This window comes from Pseudomonas sp. RIT-PI-r (assembly GCF_001297015.1).
Classification (GTDB): Bacteria; Pseudomonadota; Gammaproteobacteria; order Pseudomonadales; family Pseudomonadaceae; genus Aquipseudomonas.
Map to the genome: position 1 here is coordinate 1 of NZ_LIGE01000017.1, position 18,614 is coordinate 18,614.

Genomic DNA, 18,614 nt, shown 5'->3' on the forward strand with positions numbered 1-18,614 from the left:
AACGAAGCTGCACGGTGGACACCTCTTCCCAGGACACAGGTCATCTCCTTGGTGATGAGCAATGTGTCTATTAAAATGTGTCCACCATGTCTCCGAACACCCGTCCACCATGTGTCCGGTACATACACTCCCGGAGGGAGAGGGGGCCGACCGAGGTGTCTTTCGCTATCCATCGACCTGAAGCAGCGTTGTCGATTATGGATTCACAGCAAGGCGTTCAGGTCGATGTAGTTCGTAAATATCCCCCATTCGGTCCCCTCTCCCTCCGGGAGAGGGCTAGGGTGAGGGCCGCTCCTGCTGAATGACCAATTTCTCGAAACCACCCCCCAATCCAATCTTCTCTCCCTGTAAACTCCGCAAACCCAAACCGACACTCAGGGAGCTCAAATGTCCGGTTCGATCCTCTATATCCACGGTTTCAACAGCGCCCCGGCCTCGAAAAAGGCCTGTCAGCTGGTAACGGTGATGGAGCAACTGGGTTTGAGCGAGCAACTGCGTGTTCCGGCCCTGCATCACCATCCGCGCGAAGCCATCGGTCAGTTGGAGCGAGCAATCGCCGAGCTGGGCAGCCCGCTGCTGGTGGGAAGCTCCCTCGGCGGCTACTATGCGACTCACCTGGCCGAGCGCCATGGACTGAAAGCCCTGCTGGTCAACCCGGCGGTCAGCCCGCACCGGATGTTTGACGGCTATCTGGGCACGCAGAAAAACCTGTATACCGATGAAACCTGGGAATTGACCCACGACCACGTCACGGCCCTGGCCGAACTGGAAGTGCCTGCGCCGCAGGATGGCCAGCGCTATCAGGTATGGTTGCAGACTGGCGATGAAACACTGGATTATCGCCTCGCCCAGCAGTATTACCGCGCCTGTGCCTTGCGCATTCAGGCCGGCGGCGACCACAGTTTTCAGGGTTTTGCCGGGCAATTGCCGGCGCTGCTGAGTTTTGCCGGCATTGGCGCCGATGTGTATTCGGCAATCGATTTCACCGCACTGTGAAGTCTTGCCCCTATTTCATGAATGACTGACGACGAGACCCTATGGCCACTCCCAGCGCTAGCTCTTATAACGCCGACGCCATCGAAGTCCTCTCGGGCCTCGACCCGGTGCGCAAACGCCCCGGCATGTACACCGACACCAGTCGGCCGAACCACCTCGCCCAGGAAGTCATCGACAACAGCGTCGACGAAGCCTTGGCCGGCCACGCCAAATCGGTGCAGGTCATCCTGCACGCCGACCACTCGCTGGAAGTCAGCGACGACGGCCGTGGCATGCCGGTCGACATCCATCCGGAAGAGGGTGTGTCGGGCGTCGAACTGATCCTCACCAAACTCCATGCGGGCGGCAAGTTTTCCAACAAGAACTACCAGTTCTCCGGCGGTCTGCACGGTGTGGGTATTTCCGTGGTCAACGCCTTGTCGACCGAAGTCCGCGTACGTGTAAAACGTGATGGCAACGAATACCAGATGACTTTCGCCGATGGCTACAAGGCCACCGAGCTGGAAATCGTCGGTACTGTCGGCAAGCGCAACACCGGTACCAGCGTGTACTTCGCGCCGGACCCGAAATACTTCGATTCACCGAAATTCTCCATCAGCCGCCTCAAGCACGTGCTCAAGGCCAAGGCTGTGCTGTGCCCGGGGCTGCTGGTCAGCTTCGAAGACAAAGGCACCGGCGAGAAAGTCGAATGGCATTACGAAGACGGCCTGCGCTCCTATCTGGTCGATGCCGTCAACGAATTCGAACGCCTGCCGAACGAACCGTTCTGCGGCGCTTTCGCCGGTAACAAAGAAGCGGTCGACTGGGCGCTGCTGTGGTTGCCGGAAGGTGGCGATGCGGTACAGGAAAGCTACGTCAACCTGATCCCGACGGCGCAGGGCGGTACCCACGTCAACGGTTTGCGTCAGGGCTTGCTCGATGCCATGCGCGAATTCTGCGAATTCCGCAGCTTGCTGCCGCGCGGCGTGAAGCTGGCGCCGGAAGACGTCTGGGAACGTATCGCGTTCGTCCTGTCGATGAAAATGCAGGAGCCGCAATTCTCCGGCCAGACCAAAGAGCGTCTGTCGTCGCGTGAAGCGGCGGCGTTCGTCTCCGGTGTGGTCAAGGATGCCTTCAGCCTGTGGCTCAACGCCAACCCGGAAACCGGTCTGGCGCTGGCTGAACTGGCGATCAACAACGCCGGCCGCCGCCTCAAGGCGAGCAAGAAAGTCGAGCGTAAGCGCGTCACCCAGGGCCCGGCGTTGCCGGGCAAACTGGCGGATTGCGCCGGGCAGGACCCGATGCGTTCCGAGCTGTTCCTGGTCGAAGGTGATTCCGCCGGCGGTTCCGCCAAGCAAGCGCGGGACAAGGAGTTCCAGGCGATCCTGCCGTTGCGCGGCAAGATTCTCAACACCTGGGAAGTCGACGGCAGTGAAGTGCTCGCCAGCCAGGAAGTGCACAACAGCGCCGTGGCCATCGGTGTCGATCCGGGCGCGGCGGACATGAGCCAGCTGCGCTACGGCAAGATCTGCATCCTCGCCGACGCCGACTCCGACGGTCTGCACATTGCGACATTGCTCTGCGCCTTGTTCGTCCAGCATTTCCGCCCGCTGGTGGATGCCGGTCACGTCTACGTCGCCATGCCGCCGCTGTACCGCATCGACCTGGGCAAAGAGATCTACTACGCCCTCGACGAAGCCGAGCGCGATGGCATTCTGGACCGGCTGGTCGCCGAGAAGAAACGCGGTAAGCCGCAAGTCACCCGATTCAAGGGGCTGGGTGAAATGAACCCGCCGCAGCTGCGCGAAACCACCATGGACCCGAACACTCGGCGTCTGGTGCAATTGACGCTGGGCGAAGACTACGCACAAACCTCGGAAATGATGGACATGCTGCTGGCGAAGAAACGCGCCGGCGACCGCAAGACCTGGCTCGAATCCAAAGGCAACCTCGCCGAGGTGCTGACCTGATGCAGTTTGGCTGGGCCTTGGCGGGAGCCTTGCTGCTGAGTTCAATGAGCGTGTCGGCCGAGCCGATACAGGAACTGCGCCTGCTCGCCGAGCATCCGGTCGACGGCATGCGCGGCGGCAACCTGTCGGGGCTGGCGTTGTGCGGCAATGAGTTGTGGACAGTGTCTGATCGCGATGACGATCAGATTTACCGTCTCGATACCCGCGATCAGGTCTGGCAGGCCGAAACCGTGCACATCGACGTCCCGCCGGTGCCTGAAAGCGGCTTGCCGTGGGGCCTCAGCTCGCGTACCTGGGCGGCGTCGTTTATCCGTGGTGGCGAGCTGGACTTCGAAGGCATCACCTGCGACAGCGCCGGCAACCGCTACATCGTCAGCGAGGCGCATGCTGCCGTGTTGCAAGTGCCACCTCAAGGCCCGGCATCGTGGCTGAAAATCTCGCCGATGCTGGTGAAAGAAGCCCGGGCCAGTGGCATGTTGCTGCACTTCAATGCGTTGTTCGAGGGCTTGGCGATCAATCCGGCGGGCGATCAGTTGTGGTTGGCGGCCGAGCGCGAGCGTCGCGGCCTGCTGAAGATCAAGCGCCAGCAAACGGTCTGGGATTGCGACGGTGCTTGCGTGCTGCTCAGCGAAGCCGGGGTCGAAATGCAGCCGTCGCAGTTTCCCAAGGCGCGCGCCGTGACTCGCGATTTTGCTGACCTGTCGCTGTTCAATGGCAAGCTGTTTACCCTTGAGCGTAATGCCTTTCAGATCTGCCGCCGCGATGCAGTAACAGCTAAGGTCGAGCAATGCTGGTCGTACGCCGAAGACGCTTTGCAGCCGCAACGCCGCTATTCCCAGGCCTATGGCCTGGCGGAAGCGCTGGTGGTGGATGCGCAGGGCGCATGGATCGGCCTCGACAATAATGACGGCGTCCGTGCCGACGGCGAAAAACGTCCGATCGTCTGGCGTTTCGCCGCACCTGACGGTGGCTGGAGCGCCAAGCCGTGAGCCAGCAACCGCCGGGCAAGCGCGCCGGTCGCGTGCTGATGATTCTGGCGTGGTGCGCGGCGCTGTTTCTGGCTACGCGGTTCTTTGGCCAGTGGGAGCAGCGTCAGCAGAATCCGAATGTGGTGGTCAGTTCGCAGCAAGGCGAAGGTTTTATCGAAGTGAAACTGGCGGGCAACGCCCAAGGGCATTTTGTCGCCAGCGGTCAGATCAACGGCGAACCGGTCGAGTTCATGCTCGACACCGGCGCAACCGATGTGGCGATCCCGGCGGATCTGGCCAAGCGATTGAAGCTGGAAGAAGGTTTCGGTGTGACCCTGAGCACGGCCAATGGCCTGAGCCAGGGCTACCGGACAAAAATTGCCCGCCTGCAACTGGGCGACATCGTGCTGCGGGATGTTCGCGCACTGGTGGCGCCGGGGCTGCATGGCGATCAGGTGCTGCTTGGCATGAGCGCCCTGAACAAACTTGAATTTACTCAGCGCGGTGGCACCATGCTGCTGCGCCAGACAACGAACCGATGAGGCCTGCATGAGCAACCCCCTTGATCTCAGCCTGGACGGTGTAGAACGCCGCTCGCTGGCCGACTTCACCGAAAGTGCCTACCTCAACTACTCCATGTACGTGATCATGGACCGTGCTCTGCCGCATATCGGCGACGGCCTGAAACCGGTACAGCGTCGCATCATTTATGCGATGAGCGAGTTGGGGCTGGACGCCGATTCCAAGCACAAGAAATCGGCGCGTACCGTCGGTGACGTGCTCGGTAAATTCCACCCGCACGGCGACTCGGCGTGCTACGAAGCGATGGTGCTGATGGCCCAGCCGTTCAGCTATCGCTACACGCTGGTCGACGGTCAGGGTAACTGGGGTGCGCCGGACGATCCGAAGTCCTTCGCCGCCATGCGTTACACCGAAGCGCGTTTGTCGCGTTATTCCGAAGTGCTGCTCAGCGAGCTGGGTCAAGGCACTGCCGATTGGGGCCCGAACTTCGACGGCACCCTGCAGGAACCGCTGGTGTTGCCGGCGCGTCTGCCGAACATTCTGCTCAACGGCACCACCGGCATCGCCGTGGGCATGGCCACCGACGTGCCGCCGCACAACCTGCGTGAAGTGGCGACCGCTTGCGTGCGTTTGCTCGATGAGCCGAAAGCCACGGTCGAGCAGCTCTGCGAGCACATTCAGGGCCCGGACTATCCGACCGAAGCGGAAATCATCACGCCGCGCGCCGACCTGCTGAAAATGTACGAAACCGGCAAGGGCTCGGTGCGCATGCGTGCCGTGTACCACGTCGAGGACGGCGACATCATCGTCACCGCGCTGCCGCACCAGGTCTCCGGTGCGAAAGTGCTGGAGCAGATCGCCGCGCTGATGCAGGCGAAACCGTCGAAAGCCCCGCAGATCGCTGATCTGCGCGATGAATCCGACCACGAAAACCCGTGCCGCATCGTAATCATTCCGGTCAACAGTCGCGTTGATCACGACGCGCTGATGCAGCACCTGTTCGCCAGCACCGAGCTGGAGTCGACCTACCGGGTCAACGTCAACATCATCGGTCTGGACGGCAAGCCACAGCTGAAAAACCTCCGCGCCTTGCTGGTTGAATGGCTGGAATTCCGCGTGCAGACCGTGCGTCGCCGCCTGCAATTCCGCCTCGACAAGGTCGAGCGTCGTCTGCACCTGTTGGACGGTTTGTTGATCGCTTACCTCAACCTGGATGAAGTGATCCACATCATTCGTACCGAGGAACACCCGAAAGCCAAGCTGATCGAGCGTTTCGCCCTCAGCGAGATTCAGGCCGACTACATCCTCGACACCCGTCTGCGTCAGTTGGCGCGACTGGAAGAGATGAAGCTGCGCGACGAGCAGGACGAACTGCTTAAAGAACAAGCCAAGCTGCAAGCGCTGCTGGGCAGCGAAGCCAAGCTGAAGAAGCTGGTGCGCACCGAACTGCTGAAAGACGCCGAAACCTATGGCGATGATCGCCGTTCGCCGATCGTCGAACGTACCGAAGCGAAAGCGCTGACCGAGCACGATCTGCTGCCGAACGAGAAAGTTACCGTCGTGCTGTCGGAAAAAGGCTGGATCCGTTCGGCCAAGGGCCACGACATCGACGCAACCGGCCTGTCGTACAAGGCTGGCGACGGCTTCAAAACTTCGGCGGCGGGGCGTTCCAACCAGTCTGCCGTGGTGATTGACTCCACTGGCCGCAGCTATTCGGTCGCCGCGCACACGTTACCGTCGGCCCGTGGCCAGGGCGAACCGTTGACCGGTCGTCTGACGCCACCGCCGGGTGCGACGTTTGAATGCGTGCTGATGCCGGAAGACGATGCGTTGTACGTGATCGCGTCCGACGCCGGTTACGGTTTCGTCGTCAAAGGTGAAGACCTGCAAGCCAAGAACAAGGCCGGCAAGGCTTTGTTGAGTCTGCCGAACAACGCCAAGGTGATTGCGCCGCGTCCGGTGGCTGATCGCGAGCAGAACTGGCTGGCCTCGGTGACGACCGAAGGTCGCCTGCTGATCTTCAAAATCAGCGATCTGCCACAATTAGGGAAGGGCAAAGGCAACAAGATCATCGGTATTTCCGGTGAGCGGGTGGCCAGTCGCGAAGAATATGTTACGGACATCGCCGTCATTCCGGAAGGCGCCACCCTGGTGCTGCAGGCCGGAAAACGGACCCTGTCGCTGAAGGCTGAAGACCTCGAACACTACAAAGGTGAGCGCGGTCGACGTGGTAACAAGCTTCCGCGTGGCTTCCAACGGGTCGATGCGCTGCTCGTCGAAAACCTCAATTAGGCGTCCTAGAGGCGTCGATCCACGATTTAACGCGTAGATCGACGCTTTGGCGCTGGAGTCGGAACGCATATTCACGGATGATATGCCCTTTCCAAGCGCCGGCGTGGCCGAGCGTTCTTCATATTTATTGAGTATTTTCACTGTGGTCAGCCTTGTGGCGGCCACCTGGACGGGATGATGACTGCTCTGCGCCCCCTTATTTTTCTGCTCGCCGGCGTTTTGGGCCTGGCGGGTTGCAGCGTTCACCAGCCGGTGTCGCTGTATCAACTGGACAGCGGAAGTCCGGTTCAGCCTGCGCAAAGCGCAGGCATGGCGGTTTTGTTAGGGCCGGGGGCTTGGCCGACCACCCGCCACGTGCAACCTTGCTGCCGCCTCAGCCGGCCGGCAGTCTGCAGGCGGCGACCGACGGGCGTTGGGCCGGTAGTCTTTCGTCGGGTATTGACCAACTGTTGATGCGTCAGGTTGCAGGTCATCTCGACAGCCAGCGTGTGGTGCTGGCACCGGCCACCAGTGGGTTTACCCCGGATGTGCAGGTGTTGCTGACCATCACGCGTCTGGACTCCGGCGAGAAACAACCGGCGATCCTTGATGCGCAATGGCGCTTGATCGATCGTCGTGGTCAGGTGCGCGATAACCGTATCGTCCATCTGCAAGAGCTGCATGCCGGCAGCACGGCTTCGCAGGTGCAGGCGCAGGGCATTTTGCTGCAGCGTCTGGCCGAGCAATTGTCCGTGGCACTCAAGCCACTGGCCAATCAGCCTCCGGTGGCTGAGGCACCGCGTAAATCGGCACCAAAACCGGCCGCGCCGGCGGCGGAAGCCGAGAAGCAGCCGAAGATTCCGATGGCTTCGCCGATTCGTACGGATATGGAAGTGTTCCGCTTCTAACGCCGGATCGAATCAAACAGAGCCCGCCTTGTGCGGGCTTTGTTGTGTCTGGGGTTCTGCGTGAAAGATCAAAAGCCCCTCACCCCAGCCCTCTCCCCGAGGGAGAGGGAGCTGACCGAGGTGTCTGGCGCTATGCATCGACCTGAAAGAGCTTGGCGATTATGGATTCCGTAGGGCAGGGGCAGGTCGGTGTGGCTCTGGAATATCCCCGGGTCAGTCCCCTCTTCCGGAAGGAAAGGGGACTGACCGAGGTGTCTGGCGCTATGCATCGACCTGAAAGAGCTTGGCGATTATGGATTCCGTAGGGCAGGGGCAGGTCGGTGTGGCTCTGGAATATCCCCGGGTCAGTCCCCTCTTCCGGAAGGAAAGGGGACTGACCGAGGTGTCTGGCGCTATGCATCGACCTGAAAGAGCTTGGCGATTATGGATTCCGTAGGGCAGGGGCAGGTCGGTGTGGCTCTGGAATATCCCCGGGTCAGTCCCCTCTTCCGGAAGGAAAGGGGACTGACCGAGGTGTCTGGCGCTATACATCGACCTGCAAGCGCTTGGCGGTTATGGATTCAAAGCAGGACGTGCAGGTCGGTGTATTCCGGCAATATCCCCGGATCGGTTCCCTCTCCCTCTGGGAGAGGGCTAGGGTGAGGGGCCCTTCAGTCACCCACAAAAAAGCCCGCAGACAATCGCTTGTCTGCGGGCTTCTTCACATCAGGCCTGGAACTTAAGCCCGGCGCTCATGCATCCGCGCCAGTTGCCGTTCCAGCATCGACGGATAAGGCTCCATCAACCGCTCCACGCAGCAAGCACCCTCAGGGCTGGCAATCGGGCGGATTCGCGCACGTTGGCGAATCAGCGTGTCATCGCTGATCTTGCGCTCCACCAGCAGCAGGTTGCGGCTGTGTTGCGACAGGGCCAGTGCGTCCTGCGCCGAGTCGGTCAGCAGCAGGTCAATCTGGCTCAGGCCAAACAGTTCGTCACCCAAAGTCAGACCCAACTGCAATTGCAGGGTGATGCCGCTGTCTGCGACTTCGATCTGCAATTGATGGCCCAGCGCCCGCAGCAGCTCGCCGCAGCAGATCGCATTGGTCAGGTAGTCGTCGCCGCTGTCTTCGGTGTGGAACAGCATCAGTGTGCTGCCATCGTTCAGCGTTTCGATTTCGCCCTGATACAACGACGCGGCCTGATCGAGGCAGTCGCGATAACGCTCCAGCAATTCTTCCAGGCGCGCGCGTGGCAGGCGACGCAATTGCTCTTGCGAACCCAGTTGCACCGCCAGCACCGCGCTGTGTTGTGGCACGCTTGGCGTGGCCTTGCGGGTTACCGGTTGCGGTGCGGTATCGAGTGACTCGTCGCGCAGATCGGCAAAGGCGTCGTCGTCATCGTCTTCAACAGTGCTGACCACGTGGCGCGGCGCCGGTTTCTGTGCGGCCAGCGGACGGCTTTCGTCAAAGCTCGGATCACGCAGGTTGCGCACCTCGAACTCCGGTTCGTCGTCCTCTTCCTCTTCGAACTCGGGTTCCGGCTCAGGCTTGGGCGCGGGTTCCGGGGCGAAGTCGGCGTGCAACTGCCGCGCCAGATCGCCGATCTCGTCCTGACGATCAGTGCCCGGCGTATGTTCATCGATATGGCGCAGCCAGACGCGCAATTGCAGTAGCGGCGTCGACAAGTAGCGGCCCATACGCAGGCTCAGGGCCAGCGACAGTGCCAGCAGAATGCCGCTGAGAATGCCCATGCTTTGCAGGCTGATGGTCATCGGCTGCTGGAACTGATCCATGTCCAGGCTGATGCGCAGTTGCCCGGCAGTCACGTCCTGGAAAGTGATCTTGCTCTCGTACATGCCTTCGGCTTCGCCCAGCAGGCTGTGCTTGGGGCGCTGACCGGACTCGGCGAGGATGCGGTTATCCACGCTGTAGATCGCCGCGTGGGCGACCAGTTTGTTCTTGGTCAGGTTGTTGAGCAGCACGTTGAGGCTGAGGATGTCGTTGGACACCAACAGCTCCGTGGCCGAGGTCGCGGTCTGCGTGGTCAGGCTTTCGCCCAGCGCATCGGCCTGCTGGTGCATGGCCTGCTTGAATTGCAGGCCCATCACGCAGGCATAGATCACCAGGGCCAGAGCGACCAGGATCACGTTATGGCTGGCAATGCGCAATGCAATCGGTACACGGCGGTGGCGCAGTGCACGGAAGATCAGCAGGAAGAAGTTATCGGTTTTAACTGGCGTGGGCCGGTTCACTGAGCTCGGCTCTTTTGTCCGTGAAGTTGACGCGCAGTATAGCGACAGGCCCTAGACCGGCAAAGCGCTCGCGGTGCCCGATGGTCACTGAAAGTGGGTAGAATGCGGTTTTTTTCCAGTTGCGGGGGTGCGCGTTGCGCGAAATCGTCCTGATTAACATCACGGGAGTCGACCGTCCGGGTCTGACGGCAGCCATTACCGGTGTTCTGGCACAAGGTGGTGTGAACATTCTCGACATCGGTCAGGCGGTGATCCACGACACCCTGTCGTTCGGCATCCTGGTTGAAATTCCCGATTCGGAGCAGGGTAAATCCGTGCTCAAGGACATCCTGTTCAAGGGCTACGAGCTCGACCAACAGGTGCGCTTCACTCCGGTGTCCGAAGAGGATTACCAGCAGTGGGTGGGCAATCAGGGCAAGAAACGCCATATCGTTACCCTGCTGACCCGCAAAGTGACCGCCGGCCAATTGCAGGCCGTCAGCTCGATCACCGCCAAATACGGTCTGAACATCGACCACATCGACCGTCTGTCGGGTCGCATGCCGCTGGACACCCCGGCCGACAAGGGCAAGGGCTGCATCGAGTTTTCCGTGCGTGGCGAAGCGGCCGATCCGCAGGCGCTGCGTGCCGAATTCCTCAGCGTTGCCCAGGAACTGAACGTCGACATCGCCTTCCAGGAAGATTCGCTGTTCCGTCGCAACCGTCGTCTGGCGGTGTTCGACATGGATTCGACCTTGATCGAAGCCGAAGTCATCGACGAACTGGCCAAGGCTGCCGGCGTGGGTGAGCAGGTGTCCGCAATCACTGAGCGGGCGATGGCCGGCGAACTGGACTTCCGCGCCAGCTTCAAAGAGCGTCTGGCCTTGCTCAAAGGCCTGGACGTCAGCGTGCTGGATTCGATTGGCGCCTCGCTGCGTCTGACCGAAGGCGCGGAAACGCTATTTGCCGAGCTCAAGCGTCTGGGCTACAAGACCGCGATTTTGTCTGGTGGCTTCACCTATTTCGCCAAGCAATTGCAGGCCAAACTCGGCATCGACTACGTGTTCGCCAACGAACTGGAAGTGGTCGATGGCAAGTGCACTGGCGTGGCAATCGAGCCGATTGTCGATGCGCAGCGCAAGGCTGACCTGTTGAAAGAATTGGCGCACAAGGAAGGTTTGCGTCTGGAGCAGACCATTGCCGTGGGCGATGGCGCGAACGATCTGCCGATGCTGGCGATTGCCGGTTTGGGTGTGGCGTTCCGTGCCAAGCCGCTGGTCAAGCAATCGGCGAAGCAGGCGATTTCGACGTTGGGTCTGGATGGTGTGCTGTATCTGCTGGGCTTTCGCGATCGTGATGGGCAGTTGTAATTAAAGAGCAAAAGATCGCAGCCTTCGGCAGCTCCTACATAGGTTTCCTGTAGGAGCTGCCGCAGGCTGCGATCTTTTGCTTTAGAGTGATTTCCACAACGAATCAAAATCCTCCTCGCTCGCGCCATTCTGCGCGGCCTCCAGCGAGCGATAAGCAAACTGATTGAAACTGTGCGTACTCGCCACCCGACGATCCAGCCCGGCGCGGTGTTCTTCGCCCTGGGTGTTGATCAGTACTTTATTGCCTTCCTGAAACGGCAATCGCGGCGCCAGCAAGGTTGCCGGTAAGTCGATCGAACTGATCTCCGGTAACAAGAGTCCGCGCAGATACTGACTGTGATCGTCCCTCGAACGCACCAATTGCAAGCCGCACGGCTGGGCATGCGGTGCCACCAGTTCGATGCCCATTTGCGTACCACCGCCACGCACCTGACGAATCCAGCGGATCACCGCAATGCTCCAGCCCAGACTGACGCTGTCCTGAATGCCGAGCATTTCCCCGGCCTGCAGTTCGGCGGGCACCTCATTTGGCCACGCCAGGCAATAACCGCCGGGGCTGTGATTGATCACCGGCAGGGCATAGGTCGGATAGTGCGGCGCCGCGTCGGCACTGCTTTCGTCTTCGACGAGGTGGTCGTACTGGATTTCTTCGTAGGGCAAAAACTGCTCATTGTTTTGCGGTGCGGCATCGAACGCCTGGCTCCAGCTGTCTTTTTCGCCTTGGGCCACCGCTCGACTGAAATTCGCCGCACGGGCGCCGGGGTGTTTGAGCAGGTCGCTGAACGTGCGCTCGCCACCCAGATAAAAGTGCAGGGCGCTCATGCCGACGCACACGGTCAGATTGCCCTGGCCCACGGTGCGCTGAAAACTGCGCTCAGCGGCCTGGCCCCAAGTGGCATGCAAGTGTTGCAGGGTGTCGAAGCTGAGCCCGGTCGGGATCGCTAAGGGCGTCGACGTGTCCTGATGCAGCAAGTGCGCTTCGAGGGTGTTTACCAGCGGTTGCGGATCGAAACCGAGTAGTCCCGCTTGTTGCTCGCTGCGGAACATGCTGCGGTAACGCGGCCCGGCATCGATTTCGGCGCTGACCGCGAACAAGCCGGCATCTGCGCGCGCAGGCTGCAGTTTGAGCAAGGCACTCCACGGTTCAAGCACTTCGGCGAGGCGGGCGATCTGATTTTGCCGCAGTTGATTGCAACGAGCGCTGCCCAGCAGCAGGGCGGCGATGTAGGCCTGTTCCAGGCTCAACTCTGTGGTCAGGCTGGCCAGGTCGTCATGCACCCGATGCTGTTGCAGTTGCAACTCACACGCTGTGCGATATAGCTGATGCAGTTCGAACCACAGGTGTTCCGGCGGTGGACTGTACAGTTGCGTAGCGCGCACAAGTTGGCCCTTCAAAGCATGTGCCGCGCGTTGCAGGGCCGTGCTGACCAGTACTGCGCGATCTTTGCCGTATTTCGGCGTAATACGCAGGACGATCTGCTTGTAGCCGATAGCCAGTTGACTTTGCAGGGCCTGACACAGGTTGCTGATCTTGCGCGAGCGTTCGTCGAGCATGATCGCCTGATGCAGAAAATGCCGCTCCAGATGCTGGCAGACGAAATAAACTTCCGGTCGCAGCAACTCGAGCAATTGCAGGCGATTGCCGCTGGGGGTGAGCAATTGATTGAGTTCGCCCAGGCTTTGATACAGCAGGCGGGCGGTTTCGCCGATGTTGGCCTTGGGCAGGCCGGCGATCCAGCGCTTAAGGTCGCGCGGAGTGGCTTCGCAAAATGACAGGCGCGGCTGACTTGGGGTCGGGGCGCGCAACTGTGGGGAGGATATGGTCTGGCTCATGCCAAAAACCATAGCAGCAAATAAGCGAGCGGGTGTTCTGCCTCAACGCATCGTCATTGAAGATGCACAGATAACAACGTGTAGGAGCTGCCGAAGGCTGCGATCTTTTGATCTTAAAACCAGGATCAAAAGATCGCAGCCTTCGGCAGCTCCTACAGGGATTGTGTGTTTCTAGAATCAGGCTTTCGGCAGCGCCAGGCCTTGGCCCATCTGCACTGGCGAACCAGCGGCCAGCTCTTCAGCCCATTTCACTTGATCCGGGCCAAACAGCACGATAGCGGTCGAACCCAGCTTGAAGCGACCCAGTTCGGCACCTTTTTCCAGATGGATTGGCGCACGCGCAGCTTCGTCGTAACGGAAGGTTTTCAGCTCGCGTTTCGGCGGCGTGACCAGACCGGCCCACACGGTTTCGATCGAAGCGACGATCATCGCGCCGACCAGCACCACAGCCATCGGGCCGCGCTCGGTGTCGAAAATGCACGCCACGCGCTCGTTGCGGGCGAACAGTTCTGGCACGTTTTCAGCGGTGGTCTGGTTGACCGAAAAGATCCGGCCCGGGATGTAGACCATTTCGCGCAGGGTGCCGGCCAGCGGCATGTGCACGCGGTGGTAGTCCTTCGGCGACAGGTAAATGGTGGCGAAGTCGCCACCCATGAACGGCGCGGCATTGGCCGCGTCACCGCCGAGCAATTCCAGCACGCTGAAGCTGTGGCCCTTGGCCTGGAACACGCGACCGTGTTCGATCGGGCCGAGCTGGCTGACAGCACCGTCGGCCGGGCTGAGGATCGCGCCCGGAGTCTGGTCCAGAGGACGTGCGCCGTCTTTCAGGGCGCGGGTGAAGAAGGCGTTGAAGTGTTCGTAAGCGGTCAGGTCTTCGACCAGCGCTTGCGACATGTCCACCTGATAGCGCTTGGCGAACCACTGGGTGAAGGCATTCTTGAACCAGCGCACGCGGCACTCGGCAACGCAGCCGGCCAAGCGCGACAGCAGGTGATGAGGTAGCAGGTACTGGCTGAGGATAAACAGACGCTCTTTCATTGGTTGTCCTTAAAAAACCTTAAATCTCGACAGGCGTGTCAGGGTGGTTGCCCCATTCGCCCCAGGAACCGGCGTAGCCCTTGACCCGCGGATAACCGAGGGACTTGGCCACCAGATAAGTGAAGCCCGACCGGTGATGGGTCTGGCAGTGGGTAATGATTTCTTTGTCCTTGGTGATCCCGAGGTCTTCGAGGATCTGCGGCATGTCCGTGCGGATGCGCAGCTGACGGGCCTTGTCCATGCCTGCGGTCCATTCGAAGTTGACCGCGCCGGGGATGTGCCCGGCCTTGGCGGCCAGCACTTTCTCGCCGGAATATTCCAGCGGCCCGCGCGCGTCCCAGATCGCCAGATCTTCGGCGCCGAGGCGGCTTTGCAGGTATTCGCGCGTGGCGGTCGGCTCTTCGTGCAGGGTCAATGCCAGCGGCCCACCGACAATTGGCGGAACCTGGATCGACATCGGCATGCCATCCGCCAGCCACGCTGGAAGACCACCGTCTATATAGTGGTACTTGTCGTGACCGATCACGTCGAGCAGCCAGATAAAGCGTCCGGCCCAGCCGCCGCCTTCGTCGTCATAGACCACGTAGACCGCGTCTTTGCGGTGGCCCAGTTCACCGAATAACGCTTCGAGATCGGCTTTGGCCGGCAGCAGGCCCGGCGCCGGCGGCTGGCCGAGCTGGGTGCGTTTCGGGTCGACAAAGCGTGCGCCGGGGATATGTCCCTCGGTGTAGCGGGCGGCACTGGTCAGGTCCACCAGAATCAGTTCGCCAGACTCCAGGCGCGGGAGCAGGTCGCTCGGCTCAATGACGAGCGGCAAGCCAGAGAAGTCAGACATGTGAGGTCTCCAGAGCACAAAGGGGAGGATTGTAGCGCAGCCTCATCGGCCACGGCTGCTAAAGCTGTGCAGGGCTTTTTCGATGCACTGCGCGGTTTTGCCAAAGGCTTGCACGCTGATGTCGGCGAACGGCCCGCCACCCTGATCGGCGACGACGATCATGATTACCCGGCCGTTATTGATCAGTGAGCGCAGGAACAGATGCTCACCGCGAAACAGCGTACGCAGGCTCGGCGGCAGCAGGGCGGAGAACTGGGCGTTGTTGTCCGGGTTGATGCGCACCTGTGCCTGTTGCGCGAGCAAGCGTTGCAGCACGCTGCTTTGGCTGACGGCGAACGTCAGCGCCGCAGCTTCTTTTGGCAAACCATAGGTTTGCTGCACGCGCAGACTTGACTGCGTGCGGTCGGCCATCAGGATCATCACCCGGCGCATGCCGCTGGCGGCCAACGCATCGCGGGCGGCGACGGTCAGGCTCATCGCATTGGTGAAGCGGCTTGGCTCGGCGAGCAGCTCGGCGCACTGTTTGCGCCATTGACCGAGGTCTTCAGCGGTGGGCGCAGCGGCGGGCAACATCCCGGTCGGCAAGCGCCGCGTGCCCCACGGCCACAGCAGCGAAACCGCCGGGTGCCACAGATCCGGCATCGCATGATAACGGGCGCTGTTGGCGGCCTGCTGGTGCAGTTGTTGCTGCACTTCATCCATCGAAATCTGCAAGTAAAGGCTGGTCAGATACTGCCAGCGCTCGCTGTGCGGACTGTCCCAGGCCTGTTGCGCCGACAGCGCCAGACCGTTGGCCAGCAGCACGGTATTGGCCGGTTGATTGAGCCAGCGGCGCAGAGTCGGGTCGTCATCGAGGCGGTTTTGCTGGCGCAGGGGGTGTGCGCTGTCGCGAGCGATGCGCAGCACTTTCACCAGTTCGCGCTGTTCGCTGAGCAGCAGTTTGTAACCCTGTTGCACCCAGATCGGCAGGTGCCAGGCCTCGACCAGCGCTTCAGCGATTTTCAGCAGGCGTACGCCGAACAATTGCTTTTCGACCGTGCGCGCCGATTCGCCCTTGTGGATAACCCGCAACTCCCATTCTTCGAGCAATTGCGGATAGGTCAGCGCCAATGGCCACAGCGGCGAAAGAAACAACAGGCTGCCCCAATGAATGTCCTGCCACAGTCGCGCCAGGCGACTGGCGAAAAAGCCATTGGCCTGTTGTGTCGCGTGCTGGCTGATCATTTGTAGCTGGCGCAGGGCCTTGGGGATTTGCATCTGCGGTTCGGCCGGCAGTCGCGCGAGCAATTCTTCCGTGCGCGCCAGGCCGAGACGGTTGATCGCCACCTCAAGATTTTCCGCCGGCGCGGCCATCGTGCCGTGGGTGTGACGATTCGCCTCACGGATGATGCTCAGTGCCAGTGCCGGGCTGTCCTGCATCAGGTCGGCGATGTCACGCAGTGAACTGCGATTGTCGCGAATCGCCCGACACACTTTGTCGTGAGCCTCCTGCGGTACGGGCAGTCGCACGCCATCGAGCAGCTTTACCCAGCCGTCGAGGGTGGTCGGGTTTGCGTTTGGGACGTTCGTTTCATTAGCCATGTCTGGACGGGATCTTCACTGACTGTAGACGCGCCCGGCATGGGCTAAATTGGCTTTTCGCCTGAACTGGCTATAGTCTGGCGCAGTTTTGCCGATAAGTAGAAGAAGAGATTTTTTAACTTCCGAATATGACCTTGAACCCGACTCAGTAAGTACTTTCCTACCTATGGCTAAAATTATCGGCATCATCGTCGTATTCGCGAGCGTGCTCGGCGGATACGTGCTTTCCCACGGCAAGATTGCCGCCCTGATCCAGCCTTTCGAGGTGTTGATTATCGGTGGCGCGGCACTCGGTGCGTTTCTGCAGGCCAACCCCGGCTACATGACCATGCACGTGCTCAAGAAATCTCTGAGCATGTTCAGTTCGCGCTTCAGCCACACCTTCTATCTGGAAGTGCTCGGCCTGATTTACGAGATCCTCAACAAGAGCCGCCGCGAAGGCATGATGGCCATTGAAGGCGACATTGAAGACGCCGCCGCGAGCCCGATCTTCGCCAAGTACCCGGCGGTGCTCAAAGACGAACGCATGACCGCGTTCATCTGTGATTACCTGCGCATCATGTCGTCCGGCAACATGGCCCCGCACGAGCTGGAAGGCTTGTTCGACATGGAACTGTACAGCCTCAAAGAAGACCTCGAGCATCCGTCCCACGCGGTGAACGGCATCGCCGACGCCATGCCCGGTTTCGGTATCGTCGCGGCGGTACTCGGCATCGTGGTGACCATGGCCTCGCTGGGTGAAGGTGATCAGAAGTCCATCGGTCTGCACGTGGGTGCGGCACTGGTAGGTACTTTCTTCGGTATTCTCGCGGCGTACGGTTTCTTCGGCCCGCTGGCGCACTCCCTGGCCCACGATGCCAAGGAAGAGCTGAACGTTTACGAAGCCATCAAGGCTTCGCTGGTCGCTTCGGCTTCCGGCATGCCGCCATCGCTGGCGGTCGAGTTCGGTCGCAAGGTGCTGTACCCGGCCCACCGTCCAAGCTTTGCCGAGCTGGAACAAGCCGTTCGCGGTCGCTAAGCCATGGAAAATAATCAGCCGATTATCATCAAGCGCGTCAAGCGCATAGCCGGCGGGCATCACGGTGGGGCGTGGAAAATCGCCTTCGCCGACTTCGCCACGGCGATGATGGCGTTCTTCCTGGTGTTGTGGCTGCTGTCCACCGCCACGCCTGAGCAGAAGATCGCCATCGCCGGCTACTTCAAAGACCCGGTCGGCTTTTCCGAAAGCGGCACGCCGTACATCATTGACCTGGGCGGTACGCCGACCCTGGCGCCGGAAAACACCCTCAACCCTGAGGTGAAATCCCAGCCGCAACCGGACAAGGTCACCGTCGACACCGAACAGGTCGAAGGCATGGCCGAGCAGGTCGAGAAGGAACGTCTGGAACTGCTTCTGCAAGAACTGCAGAACAAGGTCGACGAGAACCCGCAACTGCAGAAGTTCAAGGATCAGATCCTCTTCGAGATCACCCCGAACGGCTTGCGTATCCAGATCATGGACGCGGAAAACCGGCCGATGTTCGACTCCGGTTCCGCACGCCTGAAGCCGTACTTCGAAGACATCCTGCTGGCCATGGCCGACACCATCAAAGCGGTGCCGAACAAGATCAGCATCAGCGGCCACACCGACGCCAAGCCGTACACCGGCACCGGCGATTTCGGTAACTGGGAACTGTCGGCCAACCGTGCCAACGCCGCGCGTCGTGCACTGATCGCCGGTAGCTATCCGGATGCGCAAGTGGCGCGGGTGGTCGGTTACGCCTCGTCGGCGCTGTTCGACCGGGAAAACCCGTTCAACCCGGTCAACCGTCGTATCGACATCGTGGTGCTGACCAAAAAGGCCCAGGCCGCGATCGAAGGCGCGCAAGGTGCGGACGCAGCGAAACCGGCCGATGAAAGCCACAACGGCGCCGCTCCGGCAGCGCCGGTTGATCCGAACGCGTTGCCGGCGGATCAGCAACCGGTGCCAGCGCATGAGTTGCGTGAGCGGCTGAACTTGTTTGATGACGCCGCGCCTAAACCGGCTGAGCCGGGGAGTGCGGCGCCTGCGCCGTCTACTCCGCCAACCACTGCCCCGGCCCCCGCGCCGAAGCAGTGACCCACAAAAAAGCCGACAGCGATGTCGGCTTTTTTG

13 protein-coding genes and 1 pseudogene are annotated in these 18,614 nt (G+C 60.8%); 9 read left to right on the top strand and 5 right to left on the bottom strand.

Annotated elements, in window-relative coordinates; genetic code table 11:
* The first annotated feature begins 387 nt into the window (after positions 1 to 387).
* From AK821_RS05005 to AK821_RS05030, 6 genes and pseudogenes are all read left to right on the top strand, one after another.
* Positions 388 to 996, top strand: a complete 609-nt coding sequence (locus AK821_RS05005) for a YqiA/YcfP family alpha/beta fold hydrolase (protein WP_064388584.1) — start codon at positions 388 to 390, stop codon at positions 994 to 996.
* Positions 997 to 1,037: 41 nt separating this feature from the next.
* Positions 1,038 to 2,945: a DNA topoisomerase IV subunit B gene (gene parE / locus AK821_RS05010; protein WP_064388585.1), complete on the top strand. Its 1,908-nt coding sequence runs from the start codon at positions 1,038 to 1,040 to the stop codon at positions 2,943 to 2,945.
* On the top strand, positions 2,945 to 3,934 hold the full coding sequence (locus AK821_RS05015; RefSeq protein ID WP_064388586.1) for an esterase-like activity of phytase family protein: 990 nt from the start codon (positions 2,945 to 2,947) through the stop codon (positions 3,932 to 3,934). Before parE ends, AK821_RS05015 begins: the two co-directional genes overlap by 1 nt.
* Positions 3,931 to 4,455: a retropepsin-like aspartic protease family protein gene (locus tag AK821_RS05020; protein WP_064388588.1), complete on the top strand. Its 525-nt coding sequence runs from the start codon at positions 3,931 to 3,933 to the stop codon at positions 4,453 to 4,455. The genes AK821_RS05015 and AK821_RS05020 overlap by 4 nt, the downstream gene beginning before the upstream one ends.
* A 7-nt stretch (positions 4,456 to 4,462) precedes the next feature.
* Positions 4,463 to 6,727, top strand: a complete 2,265-nt coding sequence (gene parC, locus AK821_RS05025) for a DNA topoisomerase IV subunit A (protein ID WP_064388591.1) — start codon at positions 4,463 to 4,465, stop codon at positions 6,725 to 6,727.
* Positions 6,728 to 6,904: 177 nt separating this feature from the next.
* A pseudogene (locus AK821_RS05030) lies at positions 6,905 to 7,614 on the top strand (PqiC family protein).
* Positions 7,615 to 8,332: 718 nt separating this feature from the next.
* Here AK821_RS05030 and AK821_RS05035 read toward each other — a convergent pair.
* Positions 8,333 to 9,844 carry an AhpA/YtjB family protein gene (locus tag AK821_RS05035; RefSeq protein WP_064388595.1) on the bottom strand — a complete coding sequence of 504 codons (1,512 nt, stop codon included), beginning with the start codon at positions 9,842 to 9,844 and terminating at the stop codon, positions 8,333 to 8,335.
* A gap of 134 nt (positions 9,845 to 9,978) precedes the next feature.
* On the opposite strand from AK821_RS05035, the gene serB reads away from it, so the two are divergent.
* On the top strand, positions 9,979 to 11,193 hold the full coding sequence (gene serB, locus AK821_RS05040; protein WP_064388597.1) for a phosphoserine phosphatase SerB: 1,215 nt from the start codon (positions 9,979 to 9,981) through the stop codon (positions 11,191 to 11,193).
* 81 nt (positions 11,194 to 11,274) lie between these two features.
* Here the strand turns inward: serB and AK821_RS05045 are convergent, their stop codons facing one another.
* The 4 genes from AK821_RS05045 to AK821_RS05060 all read right to left on the bottom strand — a co-directional run bounded on the left by AK821_RS05045 (position 11,275) and on the right by AK821_RS05060 (position 16,480).
* The gene (locus tag AK821_RS05045) at positions 11,275 to 13,026 is read right to left on the bottom strand and encodes a hypothetical protein (RefSeq protein ID WP_064388598.1); all 1,752 of its coding nucleotides are present in this window, start codon (positions 13,024 to 13,026) and stop codon (positions 11,275 to 11,277) included.
* A gap of 177 nt (positions 13,027 to 13,203) precedes the next feature.
* A complete protein-coding gene (gene asd, locus AK821_RS05050) occupies positions 13,204 to 14,064 on the bottom strand; it encodes an archaetidylserine decarboxylase (RefSeq protein ID WP_064388600.1) in 861 nt (286 codons plus the stop codon).
* A gap of 19 nt (positions 14,065 to 14,083) precedes the next feature.
* Positions 14,084 to 14,899: a thiosulfate sulfurtransferase gene (gene rhdA / locus AK821_RS05055; RefSeq protein ID WP_064388601.1), complete on the bottom strand. Its 816-nt coding sequence runs from the start codon at positions 14,897 to 14,899 to the stop codon at positions 14,084 to 14,086.
* Between the two features lie 42 nt (positions 14,900 to 14,941).
* Positions 14,942 to 16,480 (bottom strand): HDOD domain-containing protein, encoded by a 1,539-nt coding sequence (locus tag AK821_RS05060; protein ID WP_064388603.1) that lies wholly within the window; start codon positions 16,478 to 16,480, stop codon positions 14,942 to 14,944.
* A 166-nt stretch (positions 16,481 to 16,646) separates the two neighbouring features.
* On the opposite strand from AK821_RS05060, the gene motA reads away from it, so the two are divergent.
* Both motA and motB read left to right on the top strand, forming a co-directional pair.
* On the top strand, positions 16,647 to 17,498 hold the full coding sequence (motA, locus tag AK821_RS05065; protein ID WP_007915795.1) for a flagellar motor stator protein MotA: 852 nt from the start codon (positions 16,647 to 16,649) through the stop codon (positions 17,496 to 17,498).
* A 3-nt stretch (positions 17,499 to 17,501) separates the two neighbouring features.
* Positions 17,502 to 18,578 (top strand): flagellar motor protein MotB, encoded by a 1,077-nt coding sequence (motB, locus tag AK821_RS05070; RefSeq protein ID WP_064388605.1) that lies wholly within the window; start codon positions 17,502 to 17,504, stop codon positions 18,576 to 18,578.
* The last annotated feature ends 36 nt before the right edge of the window (positions 18,579 to 18,614 follow it).

Bases quoted from the DNA above. Each gene is read 5' to 3' on its own strand.
- parC (WP_064388591.1), top strand. From the start codon at position 4,463: ATGAGCAACCCCCTTGATCTCAGCCTGGACGGTGTAGAACGCCGCTCG.
- rhdA (WP_064388601.1), bottom strand. From the start codon at position 14,899: ATGTCTGACTTCTCTGGCTTGCCGCTCGTCATTGAGCCGAGCGACCTG.
- AK821_RS05045 (WP_064388598.1), bottom strand. From the start codon at position 13,026: ATGAGCCAGACCATATCCTCCCCACAGTTGCGCGCCCCGACCCCAAGT.
- AK821_RS05015 (WP_064388586.1), top strand. From the start codon at position 2,945: ATGCAGTTTGGCTGGGCCTTGGCGGGAGCCTTGCTGCTGAGTTCAATG.
- AK821_RS05005 (WP_064388584.1), top strand. From the start codon at position 388: ATGTCCGGTTCGATCCTCTATATCCACGGTTTCAACAGCGCCCCGGCC.
- motB (WP_064388605.1), top strand. From the start codon at position 17,502: ATGGAAAATAATCAGCCGATTATCATCAAGCGCGTCAAGCGCATAGCC.
- AK821_RS05060 (WP_064388603.1), bottom strand. From the start codon at position 16,480: ATGGCTAATGAAACGAACGTCCCAAACGCAAACCCGACCACCCTCGAC.
- motA (WP_007915795.1), top strand. From the start codon at position 16,647: ATGGCTAAAATTATCGGCATCATCGTCGTATTCGCGAGCGTGCTCGGC.
- asd (WP_064388600.1), bottom strand. From the start codon at position 14,064: ATGAAAGAGCGTCTGTTTATCCTCAGCCAGTACCTGCTACCTCATCAC.
- parE (WP_064388585.1), top strand. From the start codon at position 1,038: ATGGCCACTCCCAGCGCTAGCTCTTATAACGCCGACGCCATCGAAGTC.